The organism is Mycobacterium sp. G7A2, assembly GCF_041902445.1.
In the GTDB taxonomy this organism is placed as follows: Bacteria; Actinomycetota; Actinomycetes; order Mycobacteriales; family Mycobacteriaceae; genus Mycobacterium.
The window spans coordinates 2,428,892-2,447,548 of sequence record NZ_CP169251.1 but is presented as its reverse complement, the minus strand read 5'-3'; the positions used below and the strand labels follow the sequence as shown (position 1 = coordinate 2,447,548).

The following is an 18,657-nucleotide window of genomic DNA, read 5'->3' as shown; positions in this document are numbered from 1 at the left end:
CATGCAGGCAAACGATGACGATGTCGACGCCCGGGTCCGGCAGCGGCTGCGGCAGTTGCGGTTGCAGCGGGGGATGACGCTGGACGACGTCGCGACCCGGTCGGCGATCGACGTCTCCACGTTGAGCCGGCTGGAGTCCGGGAAGCGCAGGCTGGCGCTGGATCACCTGCCACGCCTGGCATCCGCGCTGTCGGTCAGCGCCGACGAACTGCTGCGGGCACCCGAGGTCGACGATCCCCGCGTGCGCGGCGGTGCGCACACTCGAAATCAGATCACGTTCTGGCCGTTGACCGGCGACGGTCCGGCCGGCGGTCTGCACGCCTACAAGATTCGCATCAGTGCGCGCCGGCGCACGCCTCCGGCGGAACTACCGGTGCACGAAGGTCACGACTGGATGTACGTGTTGTCCGGTCGGCTGAGACTTCTGCTGGGCGAGCGCGACTTCACCATCGAACCCGGTGAGGCGGTGGAGTTCTCGACGTGGACCCCGCACTGGTTCGGCGCTGTCGACGGTGCGGTGGAGGCGATCGCCCTGTTCGGCCTGCACGGCGAACGCGTGCATCTGCACACCGATCACAAGTAGGAGGTCTGGTTCACCAGCCGCACCGACGCCGCGCCGTCGGGGTAGAACTCCGCGATCGACAGGCTCGCCAGATCCAGATGCAGCCGGTACAGCATCGCCGGTCCGGCATCGAGGGCCAGGCGCAGCAGCGTCTTGATCGGCGTGACATGCGAAACCACCAGCACCGTCCGGCCCGCGTACTGCTCGACGAGGCGCCGCTGGGCGGCGCGCACCCGAGTGGCGACGGCATCGAAGCTCTCCCCCTGCGGGGGCGGCACCGCGGTGTCGCGCAGCCATTTCCCGTGCAGTTGCGGATCCCGCTCGGAGGCCTCCCGGAAGGTCAGACCTTCCCAGTCTCCGAAGTCGGTCTCGATCAGGTCGTCGTCGACGGTGACGTCGAGCCCGAGCGCCTTGGCCGACGCCTCAGCTGTGTCGTAGGCGCGCTGCAACGGGGAGGACACCACTGCGTCGATCCCACCCTGCTGGCCGAGGTAGCGCGCCGCCGCATCGGCCTGGCGGTTGCCCAGTTCGGTCAGGGCCGGGTTGCCCCGCCCGGAGTAGCGGCGCTGCACCGACAGGTCGGTCTGCCCGTGACGCAGCAGCAGCAACCGAGTCGGGGCGCCCTGGGCGCCGGTCCATCCGGCCGGGTTGGTGACCACCTCGGTGGTGGCGGGTGGACCATCCTCGGCGTCGGCGTTGGCGGGTGGATCGCCGGCCACGGTGTCGGCGGGCGGATCGTCGTCGGCCTCGGTGCCGGCCGCGGCGTCCATCGCCTGGTTGGCCAGGCGGTCGGCGTCGCTGTTGCGCTCACGCGGGATCCAGGAGTACCCGACGCGGGCGAAACCGCGCGCGAGCTGTGCGGCTTGCCGGTGCAGCGGGGCCAGGTCGGGATGCTTGACGCGCCACCGGCCGGCCATCTGCTCGACGATCAACTTGGAGTCCATGAACACGTCGACCTCGTCGGCTCCCAGCCCCGCCGCTGCCTCCAGCCCGGCGATCAGTCCCCGGTATTCGGCAACGTTGTTGGTGGCCGTCCCGATCGCTGATTTCGCCTCGGCCAGCACCGCGGATCGGTCGGCGTCCCACACGACCGCGCCGTAACCGGCCGGACCCGGGTTGCCCCGCGAGCCGCCGTCGGCCTCCACACGGACCCTCACGAGCCGGACCCCTTGACCCGCAACAGAATCGCCGAGCACTCCGGGCAGCGCAGCACCTCGTCGTCGGCGGCGGCCGCGATACGCGCCAGTTCACCCTTGTCGATCTCCAGGCGACACGCCCCGCACCGGCGGCCTTGCAGGGCCCCGGCACCGACTCCGGTGCGGGCCCGCTGGCGTTCGTAGAGCGACAGCAGCGCCTCGTCGATCCCGGCGCTGAGCTCGTCGCGCCGGGACACCAGCTGATGCCGACGCTGGTCCACCTCGGCGCGCGCGGTGTCGCAGGCACGTTGCGCGTCGGTCAGCGACGTCTGCAGGTCATCGATGGCGGCCAGCTCACGCTCCTGGTCGGCGGCGAGCTCCTCGCGCCGTTCCATCACCTCCAGCAGCGTGTCCTCCAGGCTGGACTGTCGGCGTTGCAACGTGTCGAGCTCGTGCTGCAGGTCGGTCAACTGCTTGGCATCCAACGTGCCGCCGCTGAGCAGTGCCCGGTCGCGGTCCTCACGTTGGCGCACACCGTCGATCTCGGTCTCGGACTTTCCCACCTGGGCGTCGATGTCGGCCAGGGCGAGTTGCACCGCGCCCAGCCGATCGGTGGCCTCACGCAGGACAGCCTGCGCGTTGTCCAGGGCCGTCTGCTCGGGCAGATTCTTGGCGCGGTGCTCGACCCGGCTGATCTCCGCGTCGCACTCGGCCAACTCCAACAGCGACCGCTGTTGTGACACTTCCGCTTTCATGTACCGCTTTCCTCGACATTCCATGGGTCGGTGCGCACGTCGCACACCGTCACCGGTAGCGACGCGCCGAAGTGGCTGCGCAGCAGGTCGGCCGCCTGCGCGCACCAGGGGAACTCGCTGGCCCAGTGCGCGACGTCGACCAGGGCGACATCGGACACCCGCCGGTGCTCGTCGGCCGGATGGTGGCGCAGGTCGGCGGTGACGTAGGCCTGCACCCCCGCGGAGGCGACGGCCGACAGCAGCGAGTCTCCGGCTCCGCCGCACACCGCCACCCGCGACACCTCCGCCGCCGGATCTCCGCTGGCCCGCACGCCCCACGAGGTCGACGGCAAGGCCTTGCGCACCCGAGCGACGAACGCCGACAGCGGTTCCGGCTCAGGCAGTTCGGCGATGCGCCCCAGACCGACCTCGCCCGAGGGGTTCTGCAGCGCCAGGATGTCGAACGCCGGTTCCTCGTACGGGTGACCGGCGCGCAGCCCGGCCAGCACCGCCGATCGTCGCGACGCCGGGGCCACCATCTCGACCCGCTGCTCCTCGACGTACTCGACGGTGCCCACCGTCCCGATGGCCGGGGAGGCGCCGTCGTGCGGCAGGAACTGTCCGGTGCCCACCGCACTCCAGCTGCAGTGCGAATAGTCACCGAGGTGTCCGGCTCCGGCGGCGAACATCGCCGAGCGCACCGCCTCGGCGTCGGCGGCGGGCACGAACACCACCCACTTGTCCAGCACCGGGCTCGACGGCGCCGGGTCCAGCACGTCGCACACCCGCAGCCCGAGCGCCGACGCCAGCGCGTCCGACACCCCCGGCGCGGCGCTGTCGGCGTTGGTGTGGGCGGTGAACAACGCCCGCCCGGTGCGGATCATCGAGTGGATCAGCGCACCCTTGGCCGAGTCGGCCGACACGGAGTCCACACCGCGGAGCAGCAGCGGGTGGTGCGCGAGCAGCAGCCCGCCGTCGGGCACCCGGGCCACCGTCTCGGCGGTCGCGTCGACGGCGACGGTCACCGATGTGACGCTCTCCGACGGATCCCCGCACACCAGGCCGACCGAGTCCCAGCTCTGGGCCAGCTGCGGTGGATAGGCCGCGTCGAGCACGTCGATGATGTCGCCGAGTCGAGTTGCCACATCACGACACTAATGTGCGGGTCCAGCCGCTCCGGGCACCCACCGCTGACCGATTGGGGACCAGACCGCCGGTTCAGGGACAATGGAGCCGTGACGGACACGCTGGGCAGCATTGGCGCAGGCACCCGGGTCGGACCGGGCGACCTGGTGATCTTCGACCTCGACGGGACACTGACCGATTCGGCCGACGGTATCGTCGCCAGCTTCCGGCACGCGCTGCACACCGTCGGCGCGGCCGTTCCCGACGGTGACCTCGCCGCGCGGATCGTCGGGCCCCCGATGCACGTCACGCTGGGCGAGATGGGGCTCGGCGAGCACGTCGACGCCGCGATCACGGCCTATCGCGCGGACTACACCGCCCGCGGCTGGGCGATGAACAAGCCGTTTCCCGGGATCGCCGACCTGCTCGCCGATCTGCGGGCCGCCGGCGCGCGGTTGGCGGTCGCGACGTCGAAGGCCGAGCCGACTGCGCAGCGCATCCTCGCGCATTTCGACCTGGACGGCTGGTTCGAGGTGATCGCCGGGGCCAGCACCGACGGTGTGCGCTCGGCCAAGGCGGACGTGCTCGCCCACGCGCTGGCCCAGTTGGCGCCGCTGCCGCAGCGGGTTCTGATGATCGGCGACCGCAGCCACGACGTCGAGGGGGCGGCCGCGCACGGCATCAGTGCCATCGTCGTCGAGTGGGGGTACGGCGCCGAGGACTTCCGGGGCGCCGACAGCGGCGCGGTCGCCCACGTCGCCACGGTCGACGAACTGCGTGGGGTACTCGGTGTCTGAGGTGCTGCACGTCACGTTCATCTGTTCGGGCAACATCTGCCGCAGCCCGATGGCCGAGAAGATGTTCGCCCACCAGCTCTCCGAACGCGGCCTGGACGGGACCGTGCGGGTCAGCAGCGCGGGCACCGGGCACTGGCACGAGGGTGAACCGGCCGACCGCCGGGCGGGGCACGTGCTGCGCGAGCACGGCTATCCGAGCGCGCACCGCGCCGCGCAGATCGACGACGGACACCTGGCCGCCGATCTGATCGTGGCGCTGGGCCGCAACCACTTCCGGATGTTGCAGCAGATGGGGGTGCCCGCCGAGCGGCTGCGCATGTTGCGCTCGTTCGATCCCCGCTCGGGTGCGCACGTCCCCGACGTCGAGGACCCGTACTACGGCACCCAGGACGACTTCGAGGAGGTCTTCGCGGTCATCGAGGCGGCGTTGCCGGGGTTGCACAGCTGGGTCGACGAGCACCTGTCCGAAGCCGAGCAGGTGGGCTGATGCGCCGGTGGGCCTTCTTGCTGCGGCCACAGTGGCTGGCGCTCTACGTCGTGGTGCTGGCCTTCGCCTATCTGTGTTTCACCGTGCTGGCGCCATGGCAGCTGGGCAAGAACACCCAGACCTCGCGCGAGAACGCTCAGATCTCGCGGTCCCTGGACGCCGAGCCGGTGTCGCTGACCTCGGTCCTCCCCGATCAGGATTCCGCCGCCCCCGACGAGCAGTGGCAGCAGGTCACCGCCACCGGCCGCTATCTGCCGGAGAGCCAGGTCCTGGCCCGGCTGCGGCAGGTCGAAGGGGATCCGGCGTTCGAGGTGCTGGTTCCGTTCGCGGTCGACGGCGGCCCTACGGTGCTGGTCGACCGCGGCTACGTCGAACCGGTCAACGGGAATCAGGTGCCCACCATCGAGGCGCCGCCCACCGGGACCGTGACGATCACCGCCCGGCTGCGCGACCCGGAGGGGGTCGCGCCGGGCAAGGACCCGTTCACCTCGGATGGCATCCAGCAGGTGTATTCGATCAACACCGAGCAGATCTCGACGCTGACCGGCGTGCCGCTGGCCGGCTCCTACCTGCAGCTGGTGGCCGATCAGCCGGGCGGGCTGGGCGTCATCCCGCTGCCGCACCTCGATGCGGGCCCGTTCCTGTCCTACGGCATCCAATGGATCGCGTTCGGCATCATCGCCCCGATCGGCGTCGGCTACTTCGTGTATTCGGAGATGAAGGCGCGCCGCGCCGAACGAGAGGCCGCGACCGCAGCGCAGGCTCGCGCGCAGGACGCCTCAACGGAGCAGAACGCTGCCCCACTCACCGCCGAGCAGAAACTCGCCGACCGCTACGGCCGGCGACGCTGACCGACAGGACGGCCACGGCCGCCGCCAGCAGCTGCACCGCCCGCGACAGCCGCACCGCACGGTCCAGGTCGGCCACCTCGGGGACGCGGCCGTCGCCCAGGGTGGGGCGGATCTCCAGCTCGTGGGCGTACTGGGTGGGCCCACCGAGGCGCACCCCGAGTGCACCCGCGAACGAGGCCTCGGCGACGCCGGCATTGGGGCTGGGATGTCGGCGCGCGTCCCGGCGCCACGCCCGCAGCGCCGCCGCGGGCGACCCGCCGACCACCGGTGCGCAGGCCACCACGCACAACCCGGTGAACCGCGCCGCGAGCAGATTGGCCAGGTCGTCGGCCCGGGCCGCCGCCCAGCCGAATCGGGCGTAGCGCGGCGAACGGTTGCCGATCATCGCGTCGAGCGTGTTGACCGCCCGGTACATCAGCACCGCCGGCGCACCACCCAGCGCGGCCCACACCAGGGGTCCGACCTGAGCATCGGAGGTGTTCTCGGCGATCGACTCCAGCGCCGCCCGGGTCAACCCGGCGGCGTCGAGCACCGCGGGGTCGCGCCCGCACAGCGACGGCAGCAGCGCCCGGGCGCCGTCGACGTCACCGGCGGACAGCAGACCCACCATTTGTTCTCCGGTGCGGCACAACGACGTTCCCCCGGCGGCGACGTAGGTCGCCGCGGCGATGGCCGCCGACTCACGAAACCCGTGTCGAGAGCCCTGCGCGACGAACCCGATCGCGCCCGTCGCGGCGAGCAGCCCGACCGTGTGTACCACCCCGGCTCCGCGCGCGTCACGGTAGCTGTGCCGCTCCAGGGCCGCCGCCACCGATCCGAACAGCGCCACCGGATGCCCTCGCCGCGGATCGCCGAACACGACGTCCGCCAGGACACCGGCGGCGATCCCCGCCGCGCGGGTCCGCCCGCCTGCTGCACGCACCCCGGCAGCGTCTCACAAGCCCGGACCCGTCCATCTGGGCAGCCGGTGCCGGCCGGTGCGGCAGTTTCCGCCTGAACGAACCTTGCGTCGGCTCCTCGTCGGGCAGAGTGGTGCGATGAGCTTCCCCGCACTGGCACACGTCGCGGTCACCGTGCGCGACCTGACCGTCAGCACCCCCTGGTACCGGGCGCTGTTCGACAGCGACCCGGTGCTCGACGAGGACACCGACGCCGGCTTCCACCACGTGGTGTGGCAGCTCGGCGACGGCACCCTGTTCGGCATCCACCAACACGCCACGGCCGCCCCGGACGAGACGTTCTCCGAATTCCGGGCCGGGCTCGACCATGTCGCCTTCGGCTGCGCCTCACGCGCGGAACTGCAGACCTGGGCCGGACGACTCGATGCGCTCGGGGTATCCCACGGCGGGATCGTCGACGCGCACTATGGCTCCGGGGTCAGTTTTCGTGACCCCGATGGCATCGCTTTGGAGTTCTTCGCGCCCCCCGGGTGACAGACTGACCACATGGCTGATCTTGTCCTGCTCGCCGGCACCGTCATCACGATGGAGGAGGACGCGCCGCGGGCCCAGGCCGTCGCCGTCTCCGGTGACCGCATCGTCGCCGTCGGCAGCCTCGACGACTGCCGCGCCGCACTGCCCGAGGCCGACGTCGTCGACACCGGCGCTGCGGCACTGGCCCCGGGATTCGTGGAGCCGCACGGCCATCCGCTGATCAGTGGCGTCGCCACCCAGGCTCCCGCCCGGTCGATCGCACCGTGGGATGCGCCCAGGTGGGCGGATGTGCAGAAGGTGTTCAGCGAGGCGCTGGCCGACACCGACCCCGACACCCCGTTGTGGTTCACCGGTTACGACGCGCTGTTGCACGGCCACCCGTCGCCGAAAGCCGACGAGCTGGACGCGATCTTCGGAGACCGGGTCACGGTGGTGACCGACAACTCCGGGCACGGGGTGTACTTCAACTCGGCGATGATCAGGCTGCACGGCTGGGACACCGACCCGCCTGCCGACCCGGTCGCTGCGCACTACGGACGCAACGCCGACGGCTCGCTCAACGGCCAGGGTTTCGAACTGCCGGTCGTCACCGCGGTGGTGGGGCCGCTGATGGCGCAGCTCGGTGACCCGTTGGTGTCCGCGGCGCACTACTACGCGCTGATGTCTCGCGGTGGCTACACCTCCGCCTCGGACATGACCTACGACCCCAAGTTCGCCGCCGGCTACGAGGCGCTGGCCGCGGCGCCGTCCTGCCCGCTGCGGGTCAGCATGTGGGAGATGTCGATCACCGACACCTACACCGAGCCCGCCACATTCACCGCCGGCGAACCGTGGCTCACCAAGGCCGGGGTGAAGCTGTGGACCGACGGCTCACCGTGGGTCGGCAACATCGCGATCTCGTTTCCCTACCTGGACACCGAGACGACCCGCACCGCCGGCATCGATCCCGCCACCGCGGGCGGAGCGCACTCGATGAACTACTCCCGCGCCCAACTCGACGAGATCCTCGACCACGCCGCCCCGAAAGGCTGGCAGATGGCGTTCCACGCCAACGGTGACCTGGCGCTGGATCTCGCGCTGGACGCCTACGAGGACGCCCTGAACCGCCACGGCCTGCTCGGCAGCGATCACCGCTGGCGCCTCGAGCACTGCGGGGCGGGTACCCGGGCGCATTTCGACCGGGCCGCGCGGCTAGGCGTGCACGTCTCGCTGGCGCCGTTTCAGTACTACTACTGGGGTGATCTGCTCGACGGCGCCATGTTCGACCCGTCGCACGGCGCCCGCTGGCAGGCGTTCGCCGACGCGGTCGACTCGGGGGCGTGCGTGTCGCTGCACAACGACGGGTCGGTGTCCCCGCCCACCCCGGTGACCAACATCGCCACCACCGTGACCCGGCGGACCCGCAACGGTGGGATGCACTGTGCAGAGCAGGCGATCTCGTTGGAGGCGGCCTGGCGGGCCCAGACCATCGACGCCGCGCGCACACTGCGCCGGGATCATCTGGTCGGGTCGATCGCGCCGGGCAAGCTCGCCGACTTCGTGGAGCTCAGCGCCGACCCGTGGGCGGTGCAGCCCGACGAACTCATCGACTCCGTGCAGGTGTCGGGCACGTGGGTCGGTGGGCGGCGAATCGACCTCGACGAGTTCCTCGGCGCCGTGGCGGCGGGCGACAACTCGGCCCACGCGCATCTGGCTGAGCGCAAGGCCACCGGCTGCTGCTAGCCGGGTCCCCTCCCGCCGGCACCGGACTCTTTTCGGCCACCGCGACCGCCTCGTGGAGGTATCGTCGCGTAGCCACCAGCTGGTCGTGCCCTCATCGGCCGGAGTGGAGTTGGCACCTCTGAGAGGACGGTCGGCCCATGGCGTCTCACCCTTTGGAACCTCTGAGTGCGGACGAGTTCAGCCGCACCGCGGAGATACTCCGCCGGGACGGGCATGTCAGCGACACCTTCCGGTTCGCGTCGATCGAGCTGGTGGAACCACCGAAGAACGACGTGCTGGCGTGGCGAACCGGAGACCCGGTTCCACGGCATGCGCTGGCAGTGGTGTGGAACCGCTCGGACAACAAGACCTACGAAGCCACCGTCGATCTCACCGGCGGCACCGTCCTTTCGGTCCAGCACATTCCCGACGTCACCCCGAACTTCACCGTCGACGAGTTCCACGAGGTCGACGAAGCCATGCGCACTCACCCGGACGTGGTGGCGAAGCTCGGTGAACGCGGTATCACCGACATGAGCCGGGTCGTCGTCGACGTCTGGACCTACGGCAGAGCGCTGATGCCCGAGAGGTACCGCGACCGCCGACTGGGCTGGTGCGACCTCTGGGTCCGTGAGTCGCCCGACGGGAACCCCTACGCCCACCCTGTTTCCGGCTTGAAGCTCGTCGTCGACATGAACACCCTCGAACTCCTCGAGATCGAGGATGAGTTCGACGTCGGAATGCCGGCGGTGAACGGCGAATACGTGCCGGGACCGTGGACGGGTCAACAACGCACCGATCTCAAGCCGCTGCACATCACCCAGCCCGAAGGCACGTCGTTCACCGTCGACGGCACCGAATTGCGTTGGCAGAACTGGTCTATGCGTCTGGGTTTCAACTATCGCGAGGGTCCGGTGATCTATCAGGTCGCCTATGACGATCACGGGGTGCGGCGTGACATCGCCTACCGGATGTCGCTGGCCGAGATGGTGGTCCCCTACCGCGACCCCACGTTCGATCATTACCGCCGAACCGCTTTCGACATCGGCGAGTGGGGGCTCGGTTTCATGACCACCTCGCTGGAACTGGGCTGCGACTGCCTCGGTGAGATCCGCTACGTCGACGCGGTGCTGCACGACACCGCCGGTGCACCGTACGAGATCAAGAACGCCATCTGTCTGCACGAAGAAGACAACGCGGTGCTCTGGAAGCATGTCGATCTGGTGACCGGTGCCGAGGTGCGCCGTCAGCGACGGATGGTGGTCTCCTGCCACGTGACCGTGGCGAACTACGAGTACCTCGTCTACTGGCGGTTCTACCAGGACGGCAACATCGAGTGCGAGGTGCGTGCGACCGGGATCATGGTCACGACCCCGTACGCGGAGGGCGAGCCGGCGCCACCGTATGGCACCGTCGTCGACAACCGCACCTACGCGCCGTTCCACCAGCACTTCCTGGTGGCGCGACTGGATCTCGACGTCGACGGGTCGGCGAACACGGTCGTCGAGGTCGACTCGGTCGCACCGCCCGTGTCGGAGGACAACCCCCACGGCCTGGCTCTGGTCACCAGGTCCACCCCGATCACGTCAGAGGCCAGCGGTGCCCGCGATTTCGACTGGAACACCCAGCGCGGTTGGAAGGTGGTCAACCCGGACAAGGTGAACCGGCACGGCACCCAGGTGGGTTACAAGCTGATTCCGGGTGCGGCGTTCCCGGCGTTGATGGATCCCACCACGCCGCAGTATCTTCGGGCGCCGGTGATCGGCCACACGCTGTGGGTCACGCGACACGACGACGACGAGCGCTGGCCGTGCGGTAGGTATCCGACCCAGTCCACCGTCGACACCGGCATGACGGAGTGGGTCAAGGACGACGCACCGCTCGAGAACGCCGACGTCGTCCTCTGGTACGTCTTCGGCATCCACCACATCACCAGGGTCGAGGAATGGCCGATCATGCCCGTCGACACGGTGTCGTTCTGGCTCAAGCCTTCCGGGTTCTTCGACCAGAACCCGTCGATCGATGTGGCGCCCACGCCGAAGGCCGAGGGCGCGACCTGCCACACCGGCACAGCCGAGCACCTCGGCCCCGATCGGGCGGCCCACATGCACTGACGGGACGCCGTGGAGATCTCTCGGCCGAGCAGGCGACGCGCATGCGCCGACAGAGATGCCGTCGAGAACTCGCCACCGACGACGCGGCGCATGGGTACCGGCAGGCAGATGGGGAAACTAGTGGGTGTCCTTGACGCGAACTGGTGTGTCCACGCGTAGCGTTTCACCGCGGAAGAACGCCGGTTGGCGTGCACGCAGGACCAGCATGAACACGACGCCGGACAGGATCAGCCCGAGCCCCAATATCAACACCAGGCCGACGCCGCCGATGCTGGCGCCGCTGCCGTAATCGGGAGAAGCGCTGTCGCGCAACGTGACGAGGAAAACGCCGAGCAGACCGAGCCCGCCGAGCAGCGGGAAGAGCAGCTTGAACACGAAACTGCCCACGTCGGCGAACAGTTCGTGCCGGAAGTACCAGATGCAGGCGAACGCGGTCAGCCCGTAGTAGAAGCAGATCATGATGCCGAGCGAGTAGATGGTGTCGGTGAGCACGCTCTCGGACAGGAACGTCAGGGTCGAATAGAACACCGCTGCACCGACGCCCGCTGCGATCGTCGCGAAGGACGGCGTCAGGAACCGGGGGTGGATGGTGGCGAACCGGGACGGGAACGCCTTGTAGGTCCCCATCGCCAGCATGGTCCGAGATGTCGGCAGGAACGTCGTGATCAGGCTGGCCGCGCTGGACGCGACCACGGCCAGGAACAGGAACAGGTGCAGCGGCCCACCGAGCACGGGCTCGGCGAGCGCGCCGAAGACGTTGTCGGCGATCTCCTGGTTGCCCAGACCCACGCCGTCGGTGCCGACGCCGGCGTACATCTGTGTCGCCACCGCGACCAGCAGGTACGTCAACAGAATCGACACCACGCAGAGCAGCGCGGCGCGACCCGGGGTCTTGTCGGAATCCTTGGACTCCTCGTTGACGGTGAGTGCGGTGTCCCAGCCCCAGAACGCGAAGATCGACCCGGACAGACCCGCGATGAACGCCGACATCGTCAGGCCCGCGGGACTGAACCAGTCGAAGCTGAACGACATCCCGGTGTCCGAGGATCCGGATTTCGCCAGCGCGGCGATGCCGAATGCCAGCAGCACCACCATCTGGAATCCGACGAGGATGAACTGGACCCGCTCAGTGGTGGTGATGCCGCGGTAGGCCACCGTGGTGGCGATGGCCAGGAACACCAGGCACGTGAGCACGTTGATCGGCTTGTTCTCCCACAGCGCGGCGATGGTCTCGCTGCCTGCCAGGTCGCCGATGAACTGATAGAAGAACTGGACCGCTACCCCGGCCAGGTTGGACAACACGATGACGGTGGCCAGCACGGCCGCCCAGCCGCCGAGCCAGCCGATGTAGGGGCCGAAGGCCTTGGTGGTCCAGGTGAACGATGTCCCGCAGTCGGGCGCCACCTTGTTGAGTTCGCGGTAGGCGTACGCGGCGAAGAACATCGGCAGGAAGCCGGCGATGATCACCACCGGCATCTTCGTGCCTGCCTCGGCGACCAGGATGCCGATCGTGGCGGTCAGGGCATAGGCCGGAGCGACCGAGGAGATGCCCAGGACAGTACCGCCGAACAGTCCGACCGCGTTGTGAGAGAGCCCTTTGTCCTGGAGGTCTGCTTCAGGACGGTGATGAGGGTCGTGAGCCTCGATCTGCATGAGGACCTCGCCTGTTCAGGAGGTGATGTGCCCGCTGATCGTAACGGCGGTGCGACCGCGAGGGCATCGACTTTCACCGACTCGACTTGCCCAACCTGTGCGGTCGCAGGCGGACCTGGGAGGCAGGCCGAGACGAAACGTCGTGCGGACCGGATGCGCCTGCCGGAAACGCCGGTGCGCCGCGCCCGGCTCGGACACAATCAGGTATCGATCATGACGACAGGATCGGGTCCTGATGAAGCTGTTAGTGGGTTATCTCGCCACCTCCGGGGGCGCCGACGCCGTCGCGCTGGCAGTCCGGCTGGCCCGCACCCTGGGCGCCGAGGTGGACATCTGCATGGTGCTGCCACCCACCAGAGCGCAACCCGACCTCGCGTTCAGCGCGGGCTACCAGGATGTGCTCGCCGAGCAGGCGAAACAGTGGTTGGCCGAGGCGCTGGCCCTGGTACCGGATGGTGTTCGCACCACCACGCACCTCATGTTCGATGACGCCGTCGCCGAGCGGTTGGCCGCCGAGGCGGTGCGGCTGGAGGCCGACGCCATTGTGGTGGGCGGAGCCGGCGGAGGGTTGGCCGGCGGTTATTCCCTGGGGTCGGTGGTCAACGACCTCCTGCACTCGTCGCCGGTGCCGGTGGCCGTCGCGCCCCGGGGCACCCGCCATTCCGACGTCGAGCGAGTCCGGTCGGTGACGTGCGCGATCGGTACCCGGGCAGGTGCCCGGCTCCTGCTCGACACCGCCGTGCGGATCAGCCAGGCCGCGGGAACCCCACTGCGACTGGTGTCGCTCGTCGCGCTGGATCAGCACGCGATCCGTCGCACCGACGACACTGCCGAGTCGATTCGTGCGGAGGCGCTGGACCATGCCACCGCGACCTTGGAGGCCGCGAAATCGGTACTTCCGGCGTCGTTTCCGGTGACATCGACTGTCGTCGACGGACCGACGGTGGAGGCAGCCGTCGACAAGCTCGAATGGCATGACGGTGACCTGATCATGGTCGGGTCCAGTCGGCTGGCCCAACGCCGGCGGATCTTCCTCGGCTCGACCGCGGCGAAGATGCTGCGCGTGCTCCAGATTCCGATCGTGGTGGTTCCCCGCGACGACGCGAGCATCGACGGCGACTGAGGCGGCCTGGTGGGCGCGGACGGTATCGAACCGCCGACCGCTGGTGTGTAAAACCAGAGCTCTACCACTGAGCTACGCGCCCGATCGCAGGGCAGGTTACAACGCGCAGGTGCCCGACGGGAAATCCCGACCCGTCCCTGATCGGGCGTCGAGCGTGAACTGAGTGCGAAAAGTCGGCGGTTCTTTCGCAAGGAGTTCACGCTCGTCGGGTCGAGCACGGCGGCGCGGTACGCCCCGCCAGGGCCGAGCAGCGCAGCGCGGTACCCCCCAGGGTCAAGCACCGCCGATCGTTACTCCCGGCGAGCGAGCGGCCCGCCACGCCCGGCGCCGGATCAGGCCTGAAGCGCACCCAACGCAGCCGCCCACACCGCCGCGTCCCGGCCCTCGCCGGGCTGTCTGCAGTCGGCGAAGCGCACGATCCCCGACCGGTCGACGGCGATGGTGCCGCGGTTGGGATAACCGGCATCGGCGTTGAACACCCCGTAGGCCTGGCTGACCGCGCCATGGGGCCAGAAGTCGGCGAGCACGGGAAAGGTGAAACCGCGCTGAGTGGCCCACACCTTGTGGGTGGGCGGCGGCCCGACGGACACGGCCAGTGTGGCCAGGTCGTCGTTGACGAACTCGCCGATCCGGTCCTGGATGTCGTCGAGTTCGCGCTGGCAGATGCCGGTGAACGCGAGCGGAAAGAACACCAGCAGCACCGCGCGCTCGCCGCGGAACCCCGACAGCGTCACCGGCTGGTTGTTCTGGTCCTTGAGCGTGAAGTCCGGGGCCTGCTCACCGACGGCGAGCACTAGTGCCGGCCGGCGGCCTTGGACTTCGGCTGGACCAGACGGGTCGCGATCCAGTCCCCCAGGTTTGCCGACGACGTCTGCATCAGGCCCGCGGTCGGAGCCGACTCGGCGATCTCGGCGGGCAGCACATGACCGGGCTTGCCGGTCTTGGGGGTGGCCACCCAGATGACGCCGTCGTCGGCAAGCGGGGTGATGGCGTCCATCAGCGCGTCGACGAGGTCGCCGTCACCGTCGCGCCACCACAGCAGCACCACGTCGATGACTTCGTCGGCGTCCTCATCCAGCAGTTCGCTGCCGGACGCCTCCTCGATGTCGGCTCGGATGTCGTCGTCGGTGTCTTCGTCCCACCCCAACTCCTGCACAACCTGATCTTTTTGGATGCCCAGACTGCGGGCGTAGTTCGGGGGGTCACCCGCCGACACCACGGTCAATCCTCCTTCAGCCGACTCGACACGGTGTGTTGTTCGCCATGTTCTCTACTTATCGTCGCACGCCGTGCTCTCACAGCAAGCCGCTGGCCGAACACTTCATCGATATGCGGCGTCACAAAGGTCCAACGCGCTGGTCTTGGAAGCGTTCAATTCGGCGATCGCGGCGTTGAACTCTTCCGCGCCGTAATTGCCCGCGATCGCCGTCGCCACGGCCCGGGCGGCATCGACCCACCTGGTCAGCGCGTCGCGCAGCTCAGGGGTCAACGGTCCGGAGATGCTGCTGACCACCAGGTCGGCGCTGGCGTTGAGCGCGTCGATCGCCGAAGCGGCGGTCGGGCCGACGTCACCGGCATTGGTGTTGAACGCGTCGACGTAGACGTTGACGGCGCCGATCGCCTCGGCGCTGCTGGAGCTCATCGACTCGCAGACCGACTTGACCGCCTCGGCGGTCACCGACGACTGGCGTTCGGACTCGCGGGCGCTGGAGCTGGCGGCGGACTCCTCCAGGGATGCCGACACCGACGCCCGGTACGCGGGCGCATCGCCGGCAGAGACGCCCGCTTCGCCATCGGTGACGCTGGTGCACCCCACGATGATCATCGCCAGCGCCGCGAGCGCGCCGGTCACCTGCGCGGCGAGCCGTGCACGAGGGGTGCGCAGCCAACCGATCAGCACAGTCTGCAGACGTTACCGTCTCGCCTGCGGGTTGACCCGGCGATCCCGGCCGATATGTCTGTTCGCCGCACTGGCCACACCCGGCGGTGCGGATGGGGCAGGATTGGAGAAGGATAGAGTCCGCGCGCACCGCAGAGGCGAGGAAACCCCGTCGCCGATCGATGCGTAAGTACCCCGCCTAACAAGGAGCGGAAGTTGACCACCGAGTTCGTGCGCCAGGACCTGGCTCAAAACTCCAGTAGCACAGCAGAACCCGACCGCGTTCGGGTCATTCGCGAAGGTGTTGCGTCGTATCTGCCCGACATCGACCCCGAGGAGACCGGCGAATGGCTGGAATCCTTCGACGGCCTGCTCGAACGGTCCGGTCCGGCCCGCGCGCGCTATCTGATGTTGCGACTGCTGGAACGCGCGGGTGAACAGCGCGTCGCCATTCCGGCGTTGACGTCCACCGACTACGTCAACACCATCCCCACCGAGCTGGAGCCCTGGTTCCCCGGCGACGAGGACGTGGAGCGTCGCTACCGCGCGTGGATCCGGTGGAACGCCGCGATCATGGTGCACCGCGCGCAGCGCCCCGGAGTGGGTGTCGGCGGCCATATTTCGACCTACGCGTCCTCGGCGGCCCTCTACGAGGTGGGCTTCAACCACTTCTTCCGCGGCAAGGCCCATCAGGGTGGCGGCGACCAGGTGTTCATCCAGGGCCACGCGTCGCCGGGCATCTACGCCCGCGCATTCCTGGAAGGGCGCCTGACCGAAGACCAACTCGACGGGTTCCGCCAGGAGCACAGCCACGCCGGCGGCGGGCTGCCGTCCTACCCGCATCCGCGTTTGATGCCGGACTTCTGGGAGTTCCCGACGGTGTCGATGGGGCTGGGCCCCATGAACGCGATCTACCAGGCACGGTTCAACCACTACCTGCATGATCGCGGCATCAAGGACACCACCGACCAGCATGTGTGGGCCTTCCTCGGTGACGGCGAGATGGACGAGCCGGAGAGCCGCGGGCTGATCCAGGTGGCGGCCAACGAGGGTCTGGACAACCTGACGTTCGTGATCAACTGCAACCTGCAGCGCCTGGACGGGCCGGTGCGCGGCAACGGCAAGATCATCCAGGAGCTGGAGTCGTTCTTCCGGGGCGCGGGCTGGAACGTCATCAAGGTGGTGTGGGGCCGCGAGTGGGACGCGTTGCTGCACGCCGACAAGGACGGCGCGCTGGTCAACCTGATGAACACCACCCCCGACGGCGACTACCAGACCTACAAGGCCAACGACGGCGCGTACGTGCGCGACCACTTCTTCGGCCGTGACCCGCGCACCAAGGCGCTGGTCCAGGACATGAGCGACCAGGACATCTGGAATCTCAAACGGGGCGGGCACGACTACCGCAAGGTCTATGCGGCCTACCACGCGGCGATGGAACACAAGGGGCAGCCCACCGTCATCCTGGCCAAGACGATCAAGGGCTACCAGCTGGGCTCGCACTTCGAGGGCCGCAACGCCACCCACCAGATGAAGAAGCTGGCTTTGGAGGATCTCAAGCAGTTCCGCGACAGCCAGCGCATCCCGGTCAGCGACGAGCAACTCGAGGACAACCCGTATCTGCCGCCGTACTACCACCCCGGGCCGGAAGCGCCGGAGATCCGTTATCTGCTCGACCGGCGCCGCGCGCTCGGCGGTTTCGTGCCCGAGCGCCGCACCAAGACCAAGTCGCTGACGCTGCCGGGCCCCGACACCTACAAGGCCCTGAAGAAGGGGTCGGGCAAGCAGGAGGTGGCCACCACGATGGCCACGGTCCGCACCTTCAAAGAGTTGTTGCGCGACAAGGAGATCGGCAAGCGAATCGTGCCGATCATCCCGGACGAGGCGCGCACCTTCGGCATGGACTCGTGGTTCCCGAGCCTCAAGATCTACAACCGCAACGGTCAGCTGTACACGGCCGTCGATGCGGAGCTCATGCTCGCCTACAAGGAGAGCGAAGTGGGCCAGATCCTGCACGAGGGCATCAACGAGGCCGGTTCGACGGCGTCGTTCACCGCGGTGGGCACCTCGTATGCCACCCAGAACGAGCCGATGATCCCGATCTACATCTTCTATTCGATGTTCGGGTTCCAGCGCACCGGCGACGGACTGTGGGCGGCGGCGGACCAGATGGCGCGCGGCTTCGTTCTCGGCGCGACGGCCGGTCGCACCACGCTGGTCGGTGAGGGCCTGCAGCACGCCGACGGGCATTCGCTGCTGCTGGCGTCGACCAACCCGGCGGTGGTCGCCTACGACCCGGCGTTCGCCTACGAGATCGCGCACATCATCGAGAGCGGCCTGCACCGGATGTACGGGGAGAACCCCGAGAACGTCTACTTCTACATGACGATCTACAACGAGCCCTACGCCCAGCCGGCCGAGCCGGAGGGGCTCGACGTCGAGGGGCTGTTGCGCGGCATCTACCTGTACCGGCCGGCGCCGGAGAAGAAGAGCCACACCGCCCAGATCCTGGTCTCGGGGGTGTCGATGCCCGACGCGCTGCGGGCCGCCGAGCTGCTGGCCGAGGACTGGGACGTCGCCGCGAACGTGTGGTCGGTGACCAGCTGGGGCGAGCTCAACCGCGACGGCGTGGCGATCGAGAAGGAACGGCTGCGACACCCCGAGCGTCCCGCGGGCACCCCCTACGTGACCAAGGCCCTCGCCGATGCCACCGGTCCGGTGGTTGCGGTGTCGGACTGGATGCGCGCGGTGCCGGAGCAGATCCGGCCGTGGGTACCGGGGACCTACGTGACGCTGGGCACCGACGGGTTCGGTTTCTCCGACACCCGCCCGGCAGCGCGACGGGTCTTCAACACCGACGCGGAGTCGATCGCGGTGGCCGTGCTGGAGGGGCTGGCCCGGGACGGGAACCTCGACATCGACGTGGCAGTCAAGGCTGCCGAGCGGTACGAGATCGATGATGTGATGGCGGCGCCGGAACAGACGTCGGACCCCGGAGTCGCGTAGCGACGACATCCGGCCGCGGGTCGCGTAGCGACGACATCCGGCCGCGGGTCGCGTAG

17 protein-coding genes and 1 tRNA gene are annotated in these 18,657 nt (G+C 68.9%); 9 read left to right on the top strand and 9 right to left on the bottom strand.

The window, feature by feature from the left end:
- Window position 1: 1 nt before the first annotated feature.
- A complete protein-coding gene (locus ACEWX3_RS11825) occupies window positions 2–583 on the top strand; it encodes a helix-turn-helix domain-containing protein (protein WP_207066716.1) in 582 nt (193 codons plus the stop codon).
- Here ACEWX3_RS11825 and ACEWX3_RS11820 read toward each other — a convergent pair.
- Genes ACEWX3_RS11820 through ACEWX3_RS11810 form a run of 3 tightly spaced genes read right to left on the bottom strand, consistent with a single transcriptional unit; the run spans window position 574 to window position 3,577 of the window.
- Complete coding sequence (locus ACEWX3_RS11820) at window positions 574–1,719, bottom strand: bifunctional RNase H/acid phosphatase (protein WP_207066717.1); 1,146 nt, start codon at window positions 1,717–1,719, stop codon at window positions 574–576. The genes ACEWX3_RS11825 and ACEWX3_RS11820 overlap by 10 nt on opposite strands.
- Window positions 1,716–2,453 carry a zinc ribbon domain-containing protein gene (locus ACEWX3_RS11815; protein ID WP_207066718.1) on the bottom strand — a complete coding sequence of 246 codons (738 nt, stop codon included), beginning with the start codon at window positions 2,451–2,453 and terminating at the stop codon, window positions 1,716–1,718. Before ACEWX3_RS11815 ends, ACEWX3_RS11820 begins: the two co-directional genes overlap by 4 nt.
- Window positions 2,450–3,577: a YqfO family protein gene (locus tag ACEWX3_RS11810; RefSeq protein WP_374159497.1), complete on the bottom strand. Its 1,128-nt coding sequence runs from the start codon at window positions 3,575–3,577 to the stop codon at window positions 2,450–2,452. The genes ACEWX3_RS11815 and ACEWX3_RS11810 overlap by 4 nt, the downstream gene beginning before the upstream one ends.
- A gap of 90 nt (window positions 3,578–3,667) precedes the next feature.
- Between ACEWX3_RS11810 and ACEWX3_RS11805 the strand changes: the two genes are divergently transcribed.
- Genes ACEWX3_RS11805 through ACEWX3_RS11795 form a run of 3 tightly spaced genes read left to right on the top strand, consistent with a single transcriptional unit; the run spans window position 3,668 to window position 5,692 of the window.
- Window positions 3,668–4,354, top strand: a complete 687-nt coding sequence (locus tag ACEWX3_RS11805; RefSeq protein ID WP_374159496.1) for an HAD-IA family hydrolase — start codon at window positions 3,668–3,670, stop codon at window positions 4,352–4,354.
- Window positions 4,347–4,841, top strand: a complete 495-nt coding sequence (locus tag ACEWX3_RS11800; protein WP_221358646.1) for a low molecular weight protein-tyrosine-phosphatase — start codon at window positions 4,347–4,349, stop codon at window positions 4,839–4,841. The genes ACEWX3_RS11805 and ACEWX3_RS11800 overlap by 8 nt, the downstream gene beginning before the upstream one ends.
- Window positions 4,841–5,692: an SURF1 family protein gene (locus tag ACEWX3_RS11795; protein WP_221358645.1), complete on the top strand. Its 852-nt coding sequence runs from the start codon at window positions 4,841–4,843 to the stop codon at window positions 5,690–5,692. The genes ACEWX3_RS11800 and ACEWX3_RS11795 overlap by 1 nt, the downstream gene beginning before the upstream one ends.
- Here ACEWX3_RS11795 and ACEWX3_RS11790 read toward each other — a convergent pair.
- Window positions 5,646–6,614, bottom strand: a complete 969-nt coding sequence (locus tag ACEWX3_RS11790) for a cobalamin biosynthesis protein (RefSeq protein ID WP_374159495.1) — start codon at window positions 6,612–6,614, stop codon at window positions 5,646–5,648. The genes ACEWX3_RS11795 and ACEWX3_RS11790 overlap by 47 nt on opposite strands.
- A 115-nt stretch (window positions 6,615–6,729) precedes the next feature.
- On the opposite strand from ACEWX3_RS11790, the gene ACEWX3_RS11785 reads away from it, so the two are divergent.
- From ACEWX3_RS11785 to ACEWX3_RS11775, 3 genes are all read left to right on the top strand, one after another.
- Window positions 6,730–7,125 (top strand): VOC family protein, encoded by a 396-nt coding sequence (locus tag ACEWX3_RS11785; protein ID WP_374159494.1) that lies wholly within the window; start codon window positions 6,730–6,732, stop codon window positions 7,123–7,125.
- A 12-nt stretch (window positions 7,126–7,137) separates the two neighbouring features.
- The gene (locus tag ACEWX3_RS11780; RefSeq protein WP_374159493.1) at window positions 7,138–8,847 is read left to right on the top strand and encodes an amidohydrolase; all 1,710 of its coding nucleotides are present in this window, start codon (window positions 7,138–7,140) and stop codon (window positions 8,845–8,847) included.
- A gap of 137 nt (window positions 8,848–8,984) precedes the next feature.
- Window positions 8,985–10,940: a primary-amine oxidase gene (locus ACEWX3_RS11775; RefSeq protein WP_374159492.1), complete on the top strand. Its 1,956-nt coding sequence runs from the start codon at window positions 8,985–8,987 to the stop codon at window positions 10,938–10,940.
- 117 nt (window positions 10,941–11,057) lie between these two features.
- Here ACEWX3_RS11775 and ACEWX3_RS11770 read toward each other — a convergent pair whose 3' ends face one another.
- Entirely contained in the window at window positions 11,058–12,593 is a 1,536-nt protein-coding gene (locus ACEWX3_RS11770; protein WP_374159491.1) for an APC family permease, read from the bottom strand.
- 235 nt (window positions 12,594–12,828) lie between these two features.
- Between ACEWX3_RS11770 and ACEWX3_RS11765 the strand changes: the two genes are divergently transcribed.
- Window positions 12,829–13,716, top strand: a complete 888-nt coding sequence (locus ACEWX3_RS11765) for a universal stress protein (RefSeq protein ID WP_207066728.1) — start codon at window positions 12,829–12,831, stop codon at window positions 13,714–13,716.
- Window positions 13,717–13,723: 7 nt separating this feature from the next.
- On the opposite strand, the gene ACEWX3_RS11760 is transcribed toward ACEWX3_RS11765, so the two are convergent.
- The 4 genes from ACEWX3_RS11760 to ACEWX3_RS11745 all read right to left on the bottom strand — a co-directional run bounded on the left by ACEWX3_RS11760 (window position 13,724) and on the right by ACEWX3_RS11745 (window position 15,616).
- Window positions 13,724–13,798 (bottom strand) — tRNA-Val (locus ACEWX3_RS11760).
- Between the two features lie 250 nt (window positions 13,799–14,048).
- Complete coding sequence (locus tag ACEWX3_RS11755) at window positions 14,049–14,510, bottom strand: peroxiredoxin (protein ID WP_374159490.1); 462 nt, start codon at window positions 14,508–14,510, stop codon at window positions 14,049–14,051.
- A complete protein-coding gene (locus ACEWX3_RS11750; protein ID WP_152517697.1) occupies window positions 14,510–14,935 on the bottom strand; it encodes a DUF3052 domain-containing protein in 426 nt (141 codons plus the stop codon). Before ACEWX3_RS11750 ends, ACEWX3_RS11755 begins: the two co-directional genes overlap by 1 nt.
- A gap of 102 nt (window positions 14,936–15,037) precedes the next feature.
- Window positions 15,038–15,616 (bottom strand): hypothetical protein, encoded by a 579-nt coding sequence (locus ACEWX3_RS11745; protein ID WP_221358633.1) that lies wholly within the window; start codon window positions 15,614–15,616, stop codon window positions 15,038–15,040.
- Window positions 15,617–15,811: 195 nt separating this feature from the next.
- Between ACEWX3_RS11745 and aceE the strand changes: the two genes are divergently transcribed.
- On the top strand, window positions 15,812–18,601 hold the full coding sequence (gene aceE, locus ACEWX3_RS11740) for a pyruvate dehydrogenase (acetyl-transferring), homodimeric type (protein WP_221358631.1): 2,790 nt from the start codon (window positions 15,812–15,814) through the stop codon (window positions 18,599–18,601).
- The last annotated feature ends 56 nt before the right edge of the window (window positions 18,602–18,657 follow it).